The organism is Cognatiluteimonas telluris, assembly GCF_011320095.1.
Classification (GTDB): domain Bacteria; phylum Pseudomonadota; class Gammaproteobacteria; order Xanthomonadales; family Xanthomonadaceae; genus Cognatiluteimonas; species Cognatiluteimonas telluris.
Genome location: NZ_JAANOY010000003.1, coordinates 71,285 through 90,871 on the forward strand (window position 1 = coordinate 71,285; position 19,587 = coordinate 90,871).

The following is a 19,587-nucleotide window of genomic DNA, read 5'->3' on the forward strand; positions in this document are numbered from 1 at the left end:
GTTCAGGTGGTCCGATGGGCTGCCAACGCTGGCAATACACCCGTCCATCTGTCCATGGGGATCGAATCATGAGTGATATGAACGAAGCCGCTGCTCCCGCGGCCGCCGTCGGTGCTTCGCAGGAAGACAAGACGCTGGCGATGTTGACGCACCTGTCGGGCATCGTGCTCAGCTTCATTGTTCCGCTGGTCATCTGGTTGATCAACAAGGACAAGGCCGACAAGGCGTTCCTGACCGACCAGGCCAAGGAAGCGCTCAATTTCCAGATCACGATCGCGATCGGCTACGCGATCTGCACCGTGCTGGCCGTGATCATCATCGGTGGGCTGCTGATGCCGCTGGTCTGGATACTGAACTTGGTCTTCTGCATCATCGCCGGCATCAAGGCCAACGAGGGCGTGTCCTATCGCTATCCGTTCGCATTGCGCCTGATCAAGTAAGCGCCCGCGGGCGCGCCCTTGGCCACATAGGCCATCGGTTGGGTTGCACGACGCCGGCCTGTCCCCATCATCGGGACAGGCCGGTCCGTTTCCGGGCCAGGAGCGCGCCATGATCCAGGCATCCCAGGCCTTTCCCGCCAGCGGCCACCTGCCCGGAGCCGACGCGCAGGCACCCGGCGAAAACGAGCGCCATTGGGCCGCCAGCGCGCATCTTTCGGCACTCGTGCTGGCGATGCTGACCAGTTGGGTCGCCGGCGGCGCCGGGGTTGCCGGCGCCGGGGTGGTCTATGCGATCAAGCACCAGGAATCGGCGTTCGTCGCCGACCACGCCCGCGAGGCGATCAACTTCAACCTCAGCATGTTCATCTATGCCTGCGCGGCGGTCGTGATCGCGATCGCGCTGGTCGGGGCGACGGTGCTGACGCTGGGCCTGGGGCTGATCCTGACGATTCCGGCCGGCATCGCTCTGGCATTCGCCGCAGCGGGCATCGCGGTGCTGTGGCTGGTGTGCAGCATCGTCGCGACGGTGCATGCGTTCAACGGGCAGCCGTACCGCTATCCGCTGTCGCTGCGGCTGTTCCGGTGAGCGACCGGCGAGGCTGTCCGAAGCGGGCAGCCTGGCAGGAGCGGCCTTTCGCAGGAGCGGCTTACTTGCGCTGGGTGTAGCGCTCCAGGCCGGCGAACGCGCGCTTGTCGATGCGGTCCAGGCGCTCGGCCAGCGGCGGATGGGTCTTGTAGAGCTGCGCCAGGCTTGCCGATCGGGTGCCCAGCGCGGTCATCTTCTGCAGCACCGAGTACAGGCCCAGCGGGTTGTAACCCGAACGCGCGAGGTAGATTTCGGCCGCCTCGTCCGAGCGGTACTCCGCGCCGCGATCCAGGCTGGTCAGCATCACCGCCGCGCCGTGCCTGCGCACGTAGTCCTTGGCCAGGCTGCCGGCAAGGCCGCCGCCGACGTTGACGTTGTCGGCGATGGCGTTCTCGCTGGCCGACGCCATCTCCTGCTTGCGGATGACGTTGTAATGGTCGCGCTGCACGACATGGCTGATCTCGTGGCCGAGCACGCCGGCGACTTCGTCGTCGTTGGCCAGCAATGCGTACATGCCGCGCGTGATCAGGATGTAGCCGCCCGGCGCGGCGAAGGCATTGACTTCGGGCGCCTCGATCACGCCGAACGTCCAAGGCAGTTCCGGACGGGACGAATGCGAGGCCATCCAGCGGCCGATGCGGTTCACCCGGCGCTGTGCCTCGTCATCGGGAATGAGTTTCGCGGCACCCAGGATGCGGCCGGCGATCTCCGGTCCGAGCGCCAGTTCCTCGGCGGTCTGTTCTTCCTCCGACTTGCCGACGGCGGCATCGGCGACATCCAGCGCTGCGTCGCCCGCGGTACCGGTATCCAAGCCCACCGTCGACAGCAGCCCGCGCATCATCGACAGGCCGCCGCGCTTTTTCGCCTGGGTGGCGGCGCCTGTCTTCGCCGATGCCGGTTTTGCCTCGACGGCGTACGCCACCTGGGTGTCGCCCAGGCCCCGTGCGTGCGCCTGCGCGGCGGCGGCTTCCGGCGACAGGCGGTAGCTTTCCAGCTTGGCCAGCTGCGCGGCGTCGAAGCCCGCCGACTTCAGGTCGCTTTCGTCCAGGCCGCGCACGCCCGCGGTCTCGGTGACCCGGCCCTTGCCGGCCTTGCCGGTGAACAGCGCGCTGAGGTTGGCACTGGAGTTTTCCTTCCCCGCATAGGCCATCCGCACCTCGTTGACGCGCACGTAACCTGATTTGCCTGCCGGCAACGCCAGCTCGTACCACAGGCCCTGCTGGCCAGAGACGCTCACCGGCGTGTCGCGCTTGAGCGTGGCCACGGTGGGCGAGGCGAAGTCCGGCCCGCTGTGCACGTCCACGCTTGGTTTGTGGATGACGCCGGCCAGGTCGGCGGCCAGGACCATGGGCGCGAGGGCCACGAGGGCAAGGGCCAGCAGGGAGCGAAGCGAAGCGGGCATGGGATTCTCCGGACACACGGACGGTGCAGTGGTGGATACAACGGATTCGCTGGCGCGCAGGGGCCAGCGTCGCAGCACGGGTTTCATTCGACCAGCGCCGCGGGTACGGGCGTCGTTGCCTGCTCGATCGGCGAAGTCGCCGTCTCGTCGGCGGAAAACGGATCGCGCATCGACAACGGCCGCTCGTCCTGGCTTTGCAGCAGCCGCCCCAGCACCGCGCAGGTGCGTGCGCGCGTCTGCGCGATGGTTTCATCGTCGGCGACGGCGACGCTGATCATGCTTGCCACGCGTACGCTGCCGTCGTCGGGCAGCAGGTGTTCATGCGCGGTGAGGTGCGCGTGCAGCGCACGCAGTTCGCGCTCCGCGGTCGCGGCGACGGCGGCGCGGTCCGGGCCGCCCCACATCAGCACGGTGACGTCGTTCATCGCTTCCCACAGCCAGCTCTTGTATTCGACGATGCCTTCCAGTGCGACCGCGTCGGTGCCCAGGTAGAGGAAACGGCGCAACCGCCGCCGGTATTCGCGCAAGCGCCGCTCCAGCGCAGGCTCGTCGACCCCGGCGTCGGGCACGAAGCGCAGCCGCGCCAGCGCCAGCCAGCGATGCTGGTCGGGATCGAACTGCGGCCGGTAATCGTCATTGCCGATCGCACGTCCGCGCTGGGTCGCGGCATAGATGCGGCAGAAGCCGAAGCACAGGCTCACGAAGCCCAGCGCGGCGAAGATGTCGAAGAACACGCCGAACGCCGTGAGCCCGATGAACGACACCGCCAGCAGCACCAGGTTGCTGGCAACGAAGATCGCATCGATCTCCCAGGCCGGCTCGCCGCGATGGAAGACGAAACCGGTCAGCAGCACCAGCACGGCGGCCAGCAGGTATTTGAAGCCGGCCGGCGGCATCCAGATCGCGCTGTCGTTGAGCAGCGCCTCGACCGCTTCGGCATGGATTTCGACTCCTGGCGTGGCGGCGTTGACCGGCGTGGGCTTGATGTCGCTCAGGCCGGCGGCGGTGTAGCCGACCAGCACGGTCCTGCCGCGCAGGTCCGGCAACGCGGCGTGGCGGTCGCCGCAGACCGTGCGGCCCTCGATCAGGTTGGCGGCGCTGACGTAGGACAGGCGGTCAGCGGGCTTGCTGCGCCAGTTGATGCGGATGCTGTCCGGATACGAGGCCGGGGAACGCCCGCTCGCCGCCGCCGCGACCTGGGTCCCCAGTGAGGGCAGCGCCCAGTCGCCGATGGTCTTGCGCAGTGGTACGTCGCGCATGATCGCGTCGCCGTCGCGCACGACATCCAGCAGCGCGCTGTGTTGCGCCATCGCCTGGCCGTAGGGCAGCAGCAACGCGATGCGCTCGCCCGGGCGCCGCGGATGCGCGACGACCGGGAATGCGCCCGGGGCTTTCGACACCGGCTTCGCGCCCGGCCCGCCGGCGAATGCATCCGGAGCCACCGTCGACCCGAACACGAAGCGGCCATTGCCACCTTCGGCCATGGCCTCCAGCGTGCTGTCGCCCATGGGGTCCGCGCGGGAGGGCTCGACGAACATCACGTCGTAACCGACCGCGCGCACGCCGGCGCGATCCAGTGCATCGAGCAGGTCGGCATGCTGCGCGCGGCTCCAGGGCCAGGGACCTTCGGCCGCGATCGAGCAGTCGTCGATCTCGACCACGACTACCTTGCCCGAAGGCTGGGGTTCCCACGGTCGCAGCTGGATCACCTGGTCGAAGATCGCGTCCTCGGCGGCGTTGAGGCTGCGGCCGTGGTTCCAGTCCCAGGCCAGCCAGCCGACCGCGCACAGGGCGAGCGCGGGATACAGGCCGAAGCCCAGCCGCAACGCGATCTTCGCGAACGGACGCCGGTAGCCGCGCTCCAGCGCGCCCCAGCGATCGACGAAGCTGAAACCCAGCCAGGCGAAGCCGGCTTCCAACGACGACAGCAACTGGCGCCAACGCATGCGCACCCGCAATCCCCATGCGCGCCCCCCGGCGCGCGCCCGCCCGAGCATCGGCCTGCGCGCGCGCGGGTGTCAAGGACGCGACGGATCAGGATCGTGAATTCATGCCCGCTTACCGGACGTGGAATGGCCGGGCGGTCGCCATCCCACCGCCTTCACGACACGCGGTCGATCGCCTGCTGCCCAAGCCGCTGCAGCATCGCGCCACGCGCGCCAAGGGGTGCGAGCGCATCGCGCATCGCGCCGGCCAATTCCTGCAGGCGCTGCCGCGAGCCTGCGATGCCCAGCAGCGCGGGAAACGTCGCCTTGGCCTGCGCCTGGTCCTTGCCGGCGGTCTTGCCCAGGGTGGCGCTGTCACCTTCGATGTCGAGCAGGTCGTCGCGGATCTGGAACGCGAGCCCCAGTGCATCGGCGAAAGCATCCATCCGCAGGGTCGTCGCGGCGTCGATGCCGGCGAAGATTCCGCCCAGCCGCACCGAAGCCCGCAGCAGCGCGCCGGTTTTCAATGCATGCAGGCGTTGCAGCGCCATCGCGTCGGGCAGCGCGAGGGTGCCGGCCGCGCTGCCAGTGGCGGCCAGGTCCAGCGCCTGGCCACCGCACATGCCGCGCGCGCCGGCCGCGATCGCGAGTTCGCGCAGGGCGGCGACGCGGATGTCCGCCGAGGCGGGTGCTTCGACCAGCAGTTCGAAGGCGAGCGACTGCAAGGCATCGCCGGCGAGGATCGCGGTGGCCTCGCCGAACGCGACGTGCACGGTCGGCTTGCCCCGGCGCAACGCGTCGTCGTCCATCGCCGGCAGGTCGTCGTGCACCAGCGAATAAGCGTGGATCAACTCGACGGCGGCGGCAGGCGCATCCAGCGACGATTCCGTCGCGCCGAAGGCCGTCCCGGCCGCATAGACCAGCAACGGGCGCATGCGCTTGCCGCCATCGAGCGTGGCGTGGCGCATCGCGGCATCGAGCCTGGAAGGCGCGGTGCCCAAGGACAGCGCGCGCTGCAGGCAGGCCTCGACGCGCGCGCGCCATCCGGCGGCGCGATCGGCCGCCTCGGACGACTCAGGCATCGGCCGCGGGACCGCCCGGGAAGGCCTCGGCGCTGGCCGGGTGCTCGGGATCGCTGAGCAGGCGCACGCGTAATTCTGCCTGCTCCAGCGCGGCCTGGCAGCGCCGGTACAGCCCGACGCCGCGTTCGTACGCGGCCAGCGATTCCTCCAGGCTCATTTCGCCCTGTTCCATCTTGCCGACCAGCTGCTCGAGCTGGTCGAGCGAGGCTTCGAAGTCGGCGACGGGGGAGGGTTCTTCGACAGGTTTGCGGGCCATGGGGCAAGTGTGCGGCGGCGCCGCGGGACGGTCAATCGAGCCGGCCAGAACGCGCGTCATGCTCGCTGTAGGGGTCGCAGACAGCCGTTGCGGGGCGGCTTCAACCGCGGCGATCCAATGCGTTGAATGACGAAGGACACCTCGCGCGGCGATTGGCTGGACGCGTTGCCGCGCCTCGCTATCCGCGCGACCAGGCCAAGCTCGCCCCGCGTTCACGCAACCACCCTTCCATCGCGGATGAAACCACCACGTCACCCGCCGCCAGGACCTCATCCCCGGTGGAACACAGCAACGGAACGCGCGCGCGCTCCCAGGGTGGCAGCCCCGCGTCCTGCAGGACGTGCTTGAGTGCGTGCGAATGCGTCCTGCCGGGCAGCAGGATGCGCTCCCCGCCCTGCCGCGCGCAGGCGAATACCGGCATGTCGAATGTGCTGGCGCCGACGAGTTCGATCGAGCCGCCAACCGGCAACGGCAATGGTCGGCGGCCATCCCATGCGACGCGCCATGAGGCGGGCCATCCGGGGTGCTCGCGCGCGCCGTGCAGCCGTCCACGCCACTGGCGTACGGCAGCGCCCGACCACGCGAAACATGCCTGCGCATCGGGAGCGGCATGCAGCAGATCGCGTTCGATCCGTTCCACGCCTTGCGCTGGCAACGGTGGCAGGCCCAGCGCGCTGATCCAGGCGCGCAGGACGCGGCTGCGACGCGTGGGCGGCAACGCGCGCAATCCCGCGACATCGAGCGTGGCGCCGTCGCCTGCCTGCAGTTGTTCGAGCAGCCGCGCATCCTCTGCCGCCAGGAGCGTGGAGGCTTCCGCGCAAAGTGCTGCACTGCGCGCCATCACCTGCGCGGCATGAGGCCAGCGTGTCCGCAGCGTGGGCAGTACGTTCAGGCGCAGGAAATTCCGGTCCGGCCCGTCGTTGTCGTTGGACGGATCCTCGATCCAGGCCAGGGCGTGTTCGCGCGCATACGCCAGCAGTCCCGAGCGCGGCACGCCCAGCAACGGTCGCCACAGCCAACCGCGCCCGTACGCGCGCCACGGCCGCATCGACGCCAATCCATCGGGTCCGGACCCGCGTAGCGCACGCAACAGCAATGTCTCGGCCTGGTCGTCCTGGTGATGGGCCAGCACCAGCGTTTCATCGCCGTGCAGTGCCGCCTCGAAGGCGGCGTGGCGCGCGTCGCGTGCGGCGGCCTCGATGCCGTGGCCACTGCACGTAGCGACATCGACCGCGACAACGGTCAACCCGATCCCAAGTCCCTCGCAGATCGCCCGGCAATGCGTGGACCAGCGCGCCGCGTCGGGATGCAGCCCGTGGTCGACGTGGATCGCGCGCACGCCAAGCGCGCGGCAGGCGGGATCGGCGACGAGCAGGTGCAGCAGGACGGCCGAATCCAGGCCGCCACTGAAGCCGACCAGCAGCGGTCGGCCGGTCATGGGAGCCGGGGGTGGGGCGAGGGCGATCACCGGTTCGATCGCTGTCGGCTGGGCGGCGTCGCGCGCGCCTGCGCCTACGCCGCCTCGTAGGCGCCGTAGCCCCGCAGGCGCTCGTAGCGGCGTTGCAACAGGTCCTCGGCAGGCAGTTGCTCGAGCGCGTCGAGTTCGTTGACCAGCACCGCCTTCAGCCGTCGCGCCATCTGGGTCGGGTTGCGATGGGCGCCGCCGATCGGCTCACGGATGAGCTTGTCGATCAGGCCCAGCTCGAGCAGGCGCTTGGCGGTGATGCCCATCTGCTCCGCGGCGTCGCGCGCCTTGTCCGCCGACTTCCACAGGATCGACGCGCAGCCTTCGGGGGTGATCACCGAATAGGTGCTGTATTCCAGCATCAGCGTGCGGTCGCCGACGCCGATCGCCAGCGCGCCGCCCGAGCCGCCTTCGCCGATCACGGTGCAGATGATCGGCACCTGGAGCTCGGACATCTCCAGCAGGTTGCGCGCGATGGCCTCGGACTGGCCGCGCTCCTCGGCGCCGACGCCGGGATAGGCGCCGGGAGTGTCGATGAAGGTCAGGATCGGCAGGTCGAAGCGCTCGGCCAGCTTCATCAGCCGCAGCGCCTTGCGGTAGCCCTCAGGGCGCGGCATGCCGAAGTTGCGCCGGACCTTGCTCTTGGTGTCGCGGCCTTTCTGGTGGCCGATGATCATGACGCTGCGGCCGTCGATCCGCCCCAGGCCACCGACGATGGCCGCGTCGTCGGCGAAGGCGCGATCGCCGGCGAGCTCCTGGAACTCGTCGCAGATCACGCGGATGTAGTCGTTGGTGTACGGCCGTGCCGGGTGCCGCGCCAGCTGCGAGACCTGCCAGGGGTTGAGGTCGCGGAAGATGTGCGCGGTGCGCTGGCGCAGTTTCTCGCGCAGGGCATGGACTTCGGCATCGACGTTGACCGCCGGGCCATGGCTCGCATGGCGCAGTTCCTGGATTTTCGCTTCCAGATCGGCGATGGGCTGCTCGAAATCGAGGTAGTTCGGATTCATCGAGGGCAGGCGGGCGGAAAGCGACAGTCTAGCCGACGGGGGCGGCCAGAGCCCCATTCCCGCCGGGAGAGGGTTGGGGTGAGGGGGAGAAGAGGAAACGGGTGCTCCGACGGCGTCAGCTCGCCCAGGGCTTGGCGATCGCCAGCTTCACCGTGCGCACCCCGGGAAGGCTGCGCAGCAGGCCGGGCAGGGCGGCGTCGACCCGCACGCCCTTGCCGCCGTTGATGCTCAACCGGCCCACCGCCGCGCCGGTGATGGCCTCGACCAGCAGCGGGGTGCTGCCGTGGTGGCCCTGCAGGACCTTCGCGAACTGGCCCAGCGCGTCGCCTTCGCGCAGGTCCAGCTTCACCGACAGTTTCTGCGCATGCTGGGTGCACACCTGCACGTAGTCCCAGCAGCGGCGCGCGCGCAGCGAGAAGCCGCCGCTGAATTCGTCCTCGCGCAGCCCGCCCTCGACCACCAGGATGCGGTCGCGCGTCAGCAGGTGCGCACACTGGTGGAAGGCTTCGGCGAAGAACGCGCACTCGATGCGTCCGCGTCCGTCCTCCAGCTGCACGAACGCCTGGCTGTCGCCGCGCTTGCGCAGCGCGGTGATCTGTCCGGCGACGATGATCGTGGTTTCCTGGCGCCAGCCATGGCGCTCGCTCTCCGGGCGCTCGTTCCAGATCCGGTCGAGGTCGCCCAGGTCGTTGCCGACCAGGCCGTGCAGTTCGTCGCGATACGGATCCAGCGGATGGCCGCTGAGGTAGTGGCCCAGGGTGTCGCGCTCGCCCTGCAGCTTCTGCAGCAGCGGCCAGTCGTCGGCGACGGGCAGGTCGATCTGCAGTTCCGGCTCCGCAGCGCCGCCGCCCGACGGCGCGCCGCCGAACAGCGACACCTGCCCGGCCTCGCGCTCGCGCGCCAGCTGCTCGGTCGCCTTCAGCACCTCGGGCAGCTGCAGCATCAGCGACGGACGGTTGCGGCCCAGCGCATCCAGCGCGCCGGCATGGACCAGCGCCTCCAGCGCGCGGCGGTTGAGCCTGGACGAGTCCACCCGCCGGCAGAATCCGAGCAGGTCGTCGAACGCGCCTGCTCTCGCGCGTTCTTCCGAAATCGCCTCGCAGGCGCCGCGGCCAACCCCCTTCACCGCGCCCAGGCCATACCGGATCGTGGCCGCATCGATCGCCTCGAACATGTAGCGCGAGGCGTTGACGTCCGGCGGCAGCACGGTCAATCCCAGCGCGCGCGCTTCGTCCAGGAAGCCGACCACCTTGTCGGTGTTGTCCATGTCCGAGGACAGCACCGCGGCCATGAATTCGGCCGGGTGATGCGCCTTCAGCCACGCCGTCTGGTAGGACACCAGCGCATAGGCCGCGGCGTGCGACTTGTTGAAGCCGTAGCCGGCGAACTTCTCCATCAGGTCGAAGATCTGCGAAGCCGTGCGCGCATCGACGCCGCGCTCGGACGCGCCGGCTTCGAACTTGGCGCGTTCCTTCGCCATCTCCTCGACTTTCTTCTTGCCCATCGCGCGGCGCAGCAGGTCGGCGCCGCCGAGCGAATAGCCCGCCAGGACCTGGGCGATCTGCATCACCTGTTCCTGGTACACGATCACGCCGTAGGTCGGCGCCAGCACCGGTTCGAGCTTGGGATGCGGATAGCTGACTTCCGCGCGCCCGTGCTTGCGCTCGATGAAGTCCGGGATCAGGTCCATCGGGCCCGGTCGGAACAGCGAGACGAGCGCGATCAGGTCGCCGAAGCGGTCGGGCTTGGCGCGCTTGAGCAGTTCGCGCATGCCGCGCGACTCGAACTGGAACACCGCGTGGGTGTCGCCGCGCGCGAACAGCTCGTAGGTCTTCGTGTCGTCCAGCGGGAGGGTGGTGATGTCGAGGTGCGCGGGTGCGCCCTCCGCCGGGCCCCGGGCCATGTCCCCTGCGAGCGTGGCAAGGGTGCGCCGCGCATTGATCGCCTTCACCGCCCAATCGATGATCGTCAGCGTGCGCAGGCCGAGGAAGTCGAACTTCACCAGCCCGATCGTCTCGACGTCGTCCTTGTCGAACTGCGTGACGGGATTGCGACCGCGGCCGCCGCCATCGTGTTCGGCGAACAGCGGGCAGAAGTCGGACAGCGGGCTGGGCGCGATGACGACGCCGCCGGCGTGCTTGCCGGCGTTGCGGGTCAGGTCCTCGAGTTCGCGCGCAAGCGACAGCAGGTCGCGCACGTCTTCTTCAGCGGCGTGGCGCTGGATGAGCTCGGTCGACGCGAGTTCGGCATTCTTGCGCGCTGCTTCCGACTCGCCCAGCGCATCGTCCAGCGACACGCCCAGCGTCATCGGGATGAGCTTGGCGATGCCATCGACGAAGCCGTACGGATGCCCGAGTACGCGCCCGGTGTCGCGCACCACGGCCTTGGCCGACATCGTGCCGTAGGTGATGATCTGGCTGACGCGGTCGCGGCCGTATTTGGCGGCAACGTAGTCGATCACCTCGTCGCGCCGGTCCATGCAGAAGTCGATGTCGAAGTCGGGCATCGACACGCGTTCGGGATTGAGGAAGCGCTCGAACAGCAGGTCGTACGGGATCGGATCCAGGTCGGTGATGCCCAGCGCCCACGCCACCAGCGAACCGGCACCCGAGCCGCGTCCGGGCCCCACCGGGATGTCGTGGTCCTTGGCCCAGTTGATGAAGTCCGCGACGATCAGGAAGTAGCCGGGGAACCCCATCTTGACGATGACGTCGAGCTCGGCCTCCAGCCGCGCCTCGTAGGCGTCGCGGCCGCCGAATTCGTCCGATGGCGGATGCTTTTCCAGCCGCGCGCGCAGGCCGTCGCGCGACTGGCTGCGGATCCAGCTGTCGAGCGTCTCGTTGGCGGGCACCGGGAAGGCCGGCAGGTAATACGTGCCCAACGACAGTTCGAGGTTGCAGCGCGTGGCCAGCGCCAGCGCGTTGTCGATCGCATCGGGCGCATCGTCGAACAGCGCCTCCATCTGCTCGGACGTCTTCAGGAACTGCTCGCCGCTGTACTCGCGCGGCCGCTTGGGATCGTCGAGCACGCGCCCGGTGGAAATGCACACGCGCGCTTCGTGCGCGCCGAAGCCGTCGGCATCGAGGAAGCGCACGTCGTTGCTGGCGATCACCGGGATGCCGCGCCGCGCGGAGGCCTGCAGCGCGAAGGCATTGAAGGCCTCCTCGCCGTCGCGTTGGGTACGCGTGAGTTCCAGGTGCAGGCGCTCGCCGGTGTGGCGCTGCCAGTCGGCGAGCCATTGCTCGGCCAGGTCGTGCTTGCCCGCGGCGGCCAGGCGACCGGCTTCGCTGTGCCGGCCGGCGAGCGCGAACAGGCCCGTGTTGCCGTCGCGCAGCCACTCCGGGCGCACGACCACGCCATCGGTGCGATGGCCTTCCATCCACGCCCGCGTCAGCAGCCGCGACAGCGCGAGGTAGCCATCGCGGTCGCGGCACAGCAGTGTCAGCCGCGACGCGGGCTCGTTGCCTTCGGCCAGCAGGATGTCGGCGCCGATGATCGGCTTGATGCCGGCGCTTTCGGCGGCCTTGTAGAACTTGACCAGCGCGAACAGGTTGTTCTGGTCGGTGACCGCGACCGCCGGCTGCTGCAACGCGGCGCAGCGCGCGACGAGTTCCGGGATGCGGATCGTCGAATCGACCAGCGAGTACTCGCTGTGCAGGTGCAGGTGGACGAAGCGAGCGGACATTCAAGGAGCCGTCGTAACAGCACCCAGAGTAGGGGCCCGGCCTGTGCCAGACAAGGCTTGACGCCGGGCGCCCGGGCACGGTCCCGCGAATCGGTGCGGCGCTCCCTGAACGGCTATCCGCCGACGCGGAAGGGCTCGGTAGGCGATCCGCCGATCGCGTAGTGGGTGCCGCTGACCCGCTGCTGGTGTTCCACCAGCGCCAGCGCGGCCAGCCGCTCGCGGATCCACGTCGCACGCTGTTGTTCGCCGGTTCCGGTGGGATGTTCGTCCTCGCGGTACCGGCAGAAATCCTCGTACTCGTCGACCTCGGTCGCAAGCGCGTCCCAGGTCAGTTCCAGCAGCAGGATGTCGTCGAGTTTCCCGAGCATCGGCGTGCGGTCGGGGATCAGGGTTTCCTCCTGGTCCAGGTAGCCGAGCATCTTCTCCACGTTCACGCGGTCGCGGTCGGCGCAGTCCCAATCGGGATCGGCGACCATGCGGCGCAGTTCGTCGATGCGCGTGAGCCGTTCGCCCAGGACCTGCGTGGCGCGCGCTTCCGGCATCGCCAGCAGCCAGCGCGCAACATGGGCCACCTGGTCGGCATCCACGCGAGGTGCACCGGGGTGCACCTCGTGCACGAGGGTGTCGAATTTGGCGACTTCCTCCGCGCACAGCGTCCAGTCGCCGACGCGCTTGCGCCGGCACGGATCATTCGACAGGCGCCAGGGAATCTCGTTCTGCCCGGGAAGGTGTTGCTGCAGGTTGGCCATGGGGAACCTCGCGATTGCCGGCTTTGTTGGCGATCGGAAAGCGACCGGCAGGCATTCCGGTGGCATCGCATCGATGCGCCGACAGCATGCGCCCGTGGATTTCGAATGTCGCCATCTGGAAGTCATGCCGACCTTCGATCGAGCGACATGAATGCAGCCTACGGCCGCTAAGCCGGCAGTGGATCGCGCTGCAGAGTCGCGAACAGATCGTCGCTGGCGCGCACCGGCGCGAAACTGCGCCGGTGTTGCGGGCACGGTCCGTGCCGCATCAACGCCGCCAGGTGCCCGGGCGTGGCATAGCCCTTGTGCTCGTCGAACCCGTACTGCGGCCATTGCTCATGCAGTGCGCGCATGTGCCGGTCGCGCGAGACCTTGGCCAGGATCGATGCCGCCATGATCGAGCGGTCGCTGGCGTCGCCGCCGACGATTGCCTCGGCGGCGCAGGGAAGCCCGCGCGGCAGCGCATTGCCATCGATCCGCGCAAGGCAGCCGTGTCCATCGCGCGCGACGTGCAGCACGCCGTCCAGCGCGCGGCGCATGCCGAGCAGGGTGGCGTGGTAGATGTTGAGGCGGTCGATCTCTTCGACTTCGATGAAAACCACGCACCACGCCAGCGCGCGTTCGACGATGCGCGCGTAGAGAACTTCGCGCCGATCCGCGCACAACTGCTTTGAATCGGCCAGGCCATTGATCGGCGTGCGGCCCGGTTCGAAGACGACCGCGGCGACGGACACCGGCCCGGCGAGCGGACCCCGGCCGGCTTCATCGACCCCGGCGATGTACCGCCGCGGCGTCGGTTCGGGTCCTCCCGACTGCGCGACACAGACGCCATTCCCCGGCGGTTGCGCTTTCGGATGGCCGGCCTCTGGCGTGTCGTTGTTCATCGCGTTCCCGGCCCATTGCTTCCGGCCGACAGCAATCCTGCCACCGCCTGCGCGGCCTGCGTCGAGGCACCGCGTCGCAGTTCGGCATGCAGGCCGTGGAAGCGTGGTTGCAGTGCGGTCATCGCCTCCGGGTGGTGGAACCAGTCCAGCACCGAGGCCGCCAGTTGTTCCGGCGTGCAATCGTCCTGCATCAGCTCCGGGACCACGCGGTCGCGGGCCAGCACGTTGGGCAGCGAATAACTGGCGACCTTCAGCATTCCCATGCCCTTGACGATCGCGTGCGTGAGCGGCGCGATCCGGTAACCGACCACCATGGGGCGTTGCGCGAGCATTGCTTCGAGGGTGGCGGTGCCCGATGCGAGCAGCACCACGTCGCTGGCGACCATCGCGGTGCGCGCCTGCCCGTCCAGCAGCCGGGAATGGGGGATCGGGGGGGACCGGGCCAGCAGCGATTCGATCGCCGCCCGGCAGGCGGGGGTCGCGGCGGGTATCACCACGCGCAATCCGGGGACCTGCGCCGCAACGAGCGTGGCGGCCTTCACGAACGCGGGTCCGAGACGCCCGATTTCGCCCAGGCGGGAACCCGGCAGTACGGCCAGCACGGGCGCGTCCAGCGGCAGCGCCAGCTCCTCGCGTGCCGATGCGCGGTCTGGATCCAGCGCCATCGCATCGGCCAGCGGATGGCCGACGAAGCGGGCGTCGACGCCGTGGCGCGCGTAGATCGTCGGTTCCATCGGGAACAGGCACAGCACCAGGTCGGCGCTGGCGCCGATCTTCGCCGCGCGGTTCTCGCGCCAGGCCCAGACCGACGGGCTGACGTAATGCACCGTGCGCACGCCGCGCTGCTTGAGCCAGCGCTCGACCCCCAGGTTGAAGTCGGGCGCGTCGATGCCGATGAAGACATCGGGTTTCCACGCGAGCACCTGCCGGCGCAGCGTGCGCCTCAGCCGCAGCAGCCGCGGCAGGTGGCGCAGGACTTCGCTCAGGCCCATCACCGCCAGTTCGGAGGCGTCATGCCAGGCGTCGAATCCCACCGCACGCATGGCATCGCCGCCGATGCCGGCGAATTCCGCATCCGGAAAGCGCTCGCGCAACGCCGCGACCAGTCCGGCGCCGAGCAGGTCGCCGGACGCCTCGCCGGCGACGAGCGCGATCCGCGGCGCGCGGGTGGTCATGACGGGCGCCCGTGCCATGTCGATCCATGGATCCAGGATGCGGGCTCACCCATCCGGAGCCGCGCCTTCACCGCAACAACGGCCGCTCGCCGCGCTCGATGAAGTCCAGCAGCGCGCGCACGTCGTCGCTGTCGCGTGCCAGCTGCGCCAAGTGCAGGCGCGCCTCGTCGAGCTTGGCTCCGGACGCATAGAGCGCGCGGTAGGCGCGCTTGATCGCGGCGATCCGCGCGCTGTCGAAGCCGCGGCGCTTGAGCCCCTCGGCGTTGATGCCGCGCGGGCGCCCGTAGCCTTCCTGGGCCACCAGCACGTAAGGCGGCACGTCGCCGTTGACGAATGCGCCCATGCCGACGAAGGCGTGGGCGCCGATGCGGCAGAACTGGTGCACGCCGACGAAGCCGCTGAGGATGACGTGGTCGCCGACCTCGACATGCCCCGCCAGCGTGGCATTGTTGGAGAACACGCAATGGCTGCCGACCTGGCAGTCGTGCGCGATGTGCACGTAGGCGAGGAACCAGTTGTCGTCGCCGATGCGGGTGACGCCGCCGCCGTTGCCGGTGCCCCGGCTGATGGTCGCGAACTCGCGGATCGTGTTGCCGTCGCCGATGACCAGCTCGGTGCGCTCGCCGGCGAACTTCTTGTCCTGCGGATCGCCACCAATCGCGGCGAAGCCGTGCACGTGGTTGTCGCAACCCATCCGCGTCGGGCCCAGCACGCTGGCATGCGCGTCGATGACGCTGCGGTCGCCGATCTCGACGTCGGCACCGATGGTGCAGAAGGCGCCGATCGAGACATCCGCCCCGAGCCGCGCCGACGGATCGATGACGGCGCTGGGATGGATGCCGCCAGCCACGTCAGTCCTTCGCCTCGGCGCAGAGGATGTCGGCGCAGGCGACCTGCTCGCCGTCGACGCGCGCGATGCCGGTGTAGAGGGCCATGTTGCGGATCATCCGGCGCAGGGTGACGTCGAGCTCGAGGCGATCGCCCGGCACGACCATGCGGCTGAACTTGGCGTTGTCGATCTTGACCAGATAGAAGATCTTTCCGGTCGCCGGCACGCCGCTGGCCGCCAGGTCCGACAACTGCGTGATCAGGCCGCCGGCCTGCGCCAGGGCTTCGATCACCAGCACGCCCGGCATCACCGGTCGGCCGGGGAAATGGCCCTGGAAGAACGGCTCGTTGAAGGTGACGCTCTTGGTGCACAGCACGCGCGTGTGCGGCTCGAACTCGACAACTCGGTCGACCAGCAGGAACGGGAAGCGGTGCGGGAGCAGTTTCTGGATGTCGACCACGTCGACCGGGAGTTGCAGGCTCATTGCGGGTCCTTGTCGACGGCCTGCACGCGGCGTGCGAGGGCGTCGAGCTGCTTGAAGCGGGCGGCGCTGCGACGCCAGCTGCGATTGTCCATCACCGGGGTGCCGGATGAATACTCGCCGGGCTCGCGGATCGAATGCGTCACCAGCGTCATCGCGGTCACGACGACGCGATCGCACAGCTCCAGGTGCCCGAGGACCCCCGCGCCGCCGCCGATCAGGCAGTAGCGGCCGATGCGCGCGCTGCCGGCGACCGCCGAGCAGCCGGCCATCGCCGTATGGGCGCCGATGTGGACGTTGTGGCCGACCTGGATCTGGTTGTCCAGGCGGACGTCGTCCTCGAGCACGGTGTCATCGAGCGCGCCACGGTCGATGGTGGTGTTGGCGCCGATCTCGCAGTCGTCGCCGATCACGACGCCGCCGAGCTGCGGCACCTTGAGCCAGCGGCCGGCTTCCATGGCCAGCCCGAAGCCATCGGCACCGAGTACCGCGCCCGGGTGGATGAGGACGCGTTGCCCCAGGCGCACGCGGCGCACCAGGGTGACGTGGGCGCCGAGTTCGCAACCGGCTCCCACCACGCAGTCCTCGCCGACAACGCACCCGGCACCGACGACGGCGCCGGCGGCAACCGTGCTTCGAGGGCCGACGACGGCTAGCGGACCGATCTGCGCGGCGGGATCGACCTGCGCCGTCGCATCGACAATGGCAGAGGGATGGATGCCGGGAGCAGGCGGCTCGCGAACGTCGAACAGCGATGCGATGCGTGCGAATGCGGAATAAGGATCATCGGCGATCAGCGCGGTGCCTGGATAACCTTCGGCATCGCCGGCGGCCATCACCACGATGCCGGCCTGGCTGTCCTCCAGCTGCGCACGGTAGCGCGGATTGGCCAGGAACGACAGTTGGGTCGCGTCGGCGCCGGCCAGCGTGGACACGCCGGCGACCCGGATGCCGCCATCACCGTGCAGCAGCAGCCCGAAACGCGCGGCAAGTTCGGTTGCTGAGAATTGGCGAAGGCTAGGCATGCCCGTGGGTCGTCGGCGGATCGCGGCAGGCCGCGCGTCGCTGGCCGCGATGGTCAGTACGCGCCCTGGAAGGTGAACTGGAGGTGCTCGATATCGTCGCCGGGCTTGCTGTTGAGCGGGACCGCGTAGCTGATCGAAATCGGACCGACCGGCGCGCGCCACAGCATCGAGATGCCCGCCGAATACCGCAGCTCATCGACGTTGAAATCATCGGCGTTGCGGTAGACGTTACCGAAATCGACGAACGCCGAGACCCGCGCCGAGGGCGACTTGATCAGGGTCGGGAAGTACATCTCGAACGAGCCGACGGTCTTCACCGCACCGCCCAACGCCTGGTTGCCCTCGCGCGGGCCAAGGGTGTTGTCGCGGAATCCGCGGACGGAATTGGTGCCGCCGGCGTAGAAATTCTCGAAGAACGGCAGGCCGTCGGCGGTCAACGGCGGATCGATCACGTGGTAATCCGGGGACGACGGCAGGCAGGGGTCGCTGGACGGCGGCCGCGGCGGCTGGACCGGCGGCGTCTTCGGGTCGTTGTCGTCGTCCACCGCCGGGGGCAGGGGCTGCAGGCAATAGTTGTCGCGGGTGACCGGGTTGCCGTAGCTGTCCCCGTAGCCCAGTTCGATCCGGGTATCGAGCACGAGCGCGCGCGAGATCGGCCAGTACTTCGAGAACTGGTAATTGAGCTTGTAGTACTGGACGGTCGAGCCCGGCAGCGTGGTTTCGAACGAGACCCGCTGGAAGATGCCGCTGGTCGGAGTGAAGTAGTCGTTGCGGGTGTCGCGGGCCCACGCCAGCTGGCCGCGCCAGGCATGGAAGGTGCGCTGGTCGAGGGCATCCACGTAGCGGATGATCGACAGCGGCGTCGAACCGAGGAATGTGAAGATCTGGTTGCTGTCGACCCCGAACAGCGCCGATACGGTGTCGTTTTCCGTGATGGGCAGCCCGGCAACCACCTGGGCCGAATGGCTGGTGGTCGAGTACGAGGCGGTGTTGAAGTTGGAGTTGTCGAACTCGCGCCAGCTCAGGTTGTAGCCAAGCGACATGCCTTCGTCGGTGAAGTACGGATTGAGGAACGAGAACGCGTACCGCTGCAGGTACGAGTTGCGCTGCGCCTCGATCGAGACCCGGTTCCCGTTGCCCAGGAAGTTGTTCTGCGACACCGAGATCGAGGTTGTGAGGCCCGACAGCTGCGAATAGCCCAGGCCGACCGAGAAGCTGCCCGACGTGGTCTCCTTGACGCTGAAGACGACGTCGACCTGGTCGTTGCTGCCGGGGACCGGTTGCTTGTCGACATCCACCGTTTCGAAGAAGCCCAGTCGCTGCAGGCGGATCTTCGACCGGTCGATGGCGGCCTGCGAGTACCAGGCACCTTCGAACTGGCGCAGTTCGCGGCGCATGACCTCGTCGGACGTGCGCGTGTTGCCCTTGAACACGATCCGGTGGACGTTGACGCGCGGACCCGGCTGGACCTGGAGGTTGATGCCAACGGTACGCTTTTCACGGTCGATGTCAGGGACCGGATTGATCTGCGCGAAGGCGTAACCGATGTTGCCCAGGGTCGCGGTGATGGCGTCGGAAGAGCGCTCCAGCATCTCCCGCGAGAAGACCTGGCCCGGCTTGACCAGCACCATCTTCTCCAGCTCTTCCTTGGGCAGGATGGTGTCGCCGCTGATGGTGATCCCCGAGACCGTGTATTTCTCGCCTTCGGTGAGCCCGGCGGTGATGAACATGTCGCGCTTGTCCGGGCTGATCGCGACCTGCGTGCTGTCGACGCTGAAGTCGATGAAGCCACGGTCCAGGTAGTACTCGTTGAGCTTCTCCAGGTCGCCGGACAGCTTCTCCCTGGAGTACTGGTCGTCGTGGCGGTACCAGCTGAGCCAGTTGCTTTCCTGCGACTCCCAATTGTCGGTGACGGCCTTCTGCTTGAAGGTCTCGTTGCCGATCAGGTTGATGTGCCGGATCCGCGCAGCCTTGCCTTCAGTGACCTGCAGCGTGATGTCCACGCGGTTGCGGTCGAGCTTGGTCACGATCGGATCGATCTTGACGTTGTACTTGCCGCGGTTGTTGTACTGGCGGGTGAGTTCCTGCGTGACCTCGTCCAGGTCGTGGCGATCGAAGGTGCTGCCTTCGCTCAGGCCGATGTCGTTGAGGCCCTTCTGCAGGTCCTCGGTATGGATATCCTTGTTGCCCGTGATGGTGAGCTTGTTGATGCTCGGACGCTCGACCACGGTCACGACGAGGATGTCGCCCTGCCGGCCGAGCCGGACGTCGTCGAAGAACCCGGTCTTGTACAGCGCCCGGATGGCTTCGGCCTCGCGGGTGGAGTCGATCGTGTCGCCGCGCTCGATCGGCAGGTAGGTGAATACCGTGCCCGACGAAATGCGCTGAAGGCCATCGACGCGGATGTCGGCCACGGTGAACGCGTCCAGGCCGGTGGGAGCCGGCGCGGCATCCGGCGTCCCGTCGGCCGCAGCCGCCCCCGTGAACGGATTGGCCGACTGCGCCAGTGCGGGGAATGCCGGCGCAAGCGCCGCGGCAAGGGCGAGGGCGAGCAGGCGGCGGGCGGGGGTTCGCGTCATCGGTACGTCCAATTGGG

The 19,587-nt window shown here is 68.6% G+C and carries 16 protein-coding genes; 2 read left to right on the plus strand and 14 right to left on the minus strand.

The features are described from left to right. The first annotated feature begins 68 nt into the window (after positions 1-68). Together G7B67_RS03425 and G7B67_RS03430 are read left to right on the plus strand one after the other, a co-directional pair. Positions 69-440, plus strand: a complete 372-nt coding sequence (locus G7B67_RS03425) for a DUF4870 domain-containing protein (protein ID WP_166207874.1) — start codon at positions 69-71, stop codon at positions 438-440. A gap of 109 nt (positions 441-549) precedes the next feature. Then, positions 550-1,026: a DUF4870 domain-containing protein gene (locus G7B67_RS03430; protein ID WP_166207877.1), complete on the plus strand. Its 477-nt coding sequence runs from the start codon at positions 550-552 to the stop codon at positions 1,024-1,026. A gap of 61 nt (positions 1,027-1,087) precedes the next feature. Here the strand turns inward: G7B67_RS03430 and G7B67_RS03435 are convergent, their stop codons facing one another. The 14 genes from G7B67_RS03435 to bamA form a co-directional block, all read right to left on the minus strand. Next, entirely contained in the window at positions 1,088-2,428 is a 1,341-nt protein-coding gene (locus tag G7B67_RS03435; RefSeq protein WP_166207880.1) for a M48 family metalloprotease, read from the minus strand. A gap of 83 nt (positions 2,429-2,511) precedes the next feature. Then, positions 2,512-4,374 carry a CHASE2 domain-containing protein gene (locus tag G7B67_RS03440; RefSeq protein ID WP_166207883.1) on the minus strand — a complete coding sequence of 621 codons (1,863 nt, stop codon included), beginning with the start codon at positions 4,372-4,374 and terminating at the stop codon, positions 2,512-2,514. A 155-nt stretch (positions 4,375-4,529) separates the two neighbouring features. Further along, positions 4,530-5,435 (minus strand): polyprenyl synthetase family protein, encoded by a 906-nt coding sequence (locus G7B67_RS03445; RefSeq protein WP_166207886.1) that lies wholly within the window; start codon positions 5,433-5,435, stop codon positions 4,530-4,532. Further along, the gene (locus tag G7B67_RS03450; protein ID WP_166207889.1) at positions 5,428-5,691 is read right to left on the minus strand and encodes an exodeoxyribonuclease VII small subunit; all 264 of its coding nucleotides are present in this window, start codon (positions 5,689-5,691) and stop codon (positions 5,428-5,430) included. Before G7B67_RS03450 ends, G7B67_RS03445 begins: the two co-directional genes overlap by 8 nt. Before the next feature lie 178 nt (positions 5,692-5,869). Beyond that, entirely contained in the window at positions 5,870-7,129 is a 1,260-nt protein-coding gene (gene tilS, locus G7B67_RS03455; RefSeq protein ID WP_166207892.1) for a tRNA lysidine(34) synthetase TilS, read from the minus strand. Between the two features lie 74 nt (positions 7,130-7,203). Then, positions 7,204-8,163 carry an acetyl-CoA carboxylase carboxyltransferase subunit alpha gene (locus G7B67_RS03460; protein ID WP_166207895.1) on the minus strand — a complete coding sequence of 320 codons (960 nt, stop codon included), beginning with the start codon at positions 8,161-8,163 and terminating at the stop codon, positions 7,204-7,206. 115 nt (positions 8,164-8,278) lie between these two features. After that, positions 8,279-11,848, minus strand: a complete 3,570-nt coding sequence (gene dnaE / locus G7B67_RS03465; protein WP_166207898.1) for a DNA polymerase III subunit alpha — start codon at positions 11,846-11,848, stop codon at positions 8,279-8,281. A gap of 113 nt (positions 11,849-11,961) precedes the next feature. Next, positions 11,962-12,597, minus strand: a complete 636-nt coding sequence (locus G7B67_RS03470) for a YkvA family protein (protein WP_166207901.1) — start codon at positions 12,595-12,597, stop codon at positions 11,962-11,964. Positions 12,598-12,764: 167 nt separating this feature from the next. Continuing rightward, entirely contained in the window at positions 12,765-13,481 is a 717-nt protein-coding gene (locus G7B67_RS03475) for a ribonuclease HII (protein WP_166207904.1), read from the minus strand. Beyond that, positions 13,478-14,674 (minus strand): lipid-A-disaccharide synthase, encoded by a 1,197-nt coding sequence (gene lpxB / locus G7B67_RS03480; RefSeq protein ID WP_166207907.1) that lies wholly within the window; start codon positions 14,672-14,674, stop codon positions 13,478-13,480. Before lpxB ends, G7B67_RS03475 begins: the two co-directional genes overlap by 4 nt. A 49-nt stretch (positions 14,675-14,723) precedes the next feature. Continuing rightward, entirely contained in the window at positions 14,724-15,506 is a 783-nt protein-coding gene (lpxA, locus tag G7B67_RS03485) for an acyl-ACP--UDP-N-acetylglucosamine O-acyltransferase (protein WP_166207910.1), read from the minus strand. Position 15,507: 1 nt separating this feature from the next. Further along, complete coding sequence (gene fabZ / locus G7B67_RS03490; protein ID WP_166207913.1) at positions 15,508-15,969, minus strand: 3-hydroxyacyl-ACP dehydratase FabZ; 462 nt, start codon at positions 15,967-15,969, stop codon at positions 15,508-15,510. Then, positions 15,966-16,991 (minus strand): UDP-3-O-(3-hydroxymyristoyl)glucosamine N-acyltransferase, encoded by a 1,026-nt coding sequence (gene lpxD, locus G7B67_RS03495; RefSeq protein WP_166207916.1) that lies wholly within the window; start codon positions 16,989-16,991, stop codon positions 15,966-15,968. Before lpxD ends, fabZ begins: the two co-directional genes overlap by 4 nt. 53 nt (positions 16,992-17,044) lie before the next feature. Next, complete coding sequence (gene bamA, locus G7B67_RS03500; protein WP_166207919.1) at positions 17,045-19,570, minus strand: outer membrane protein assembly factor BamA; 2,526 nt, start codon at positions 19,568-19,570, stop codon at positions 17,045-17,047. Positions 19,571-19,587: the final 17 nt, after the last annotated feature.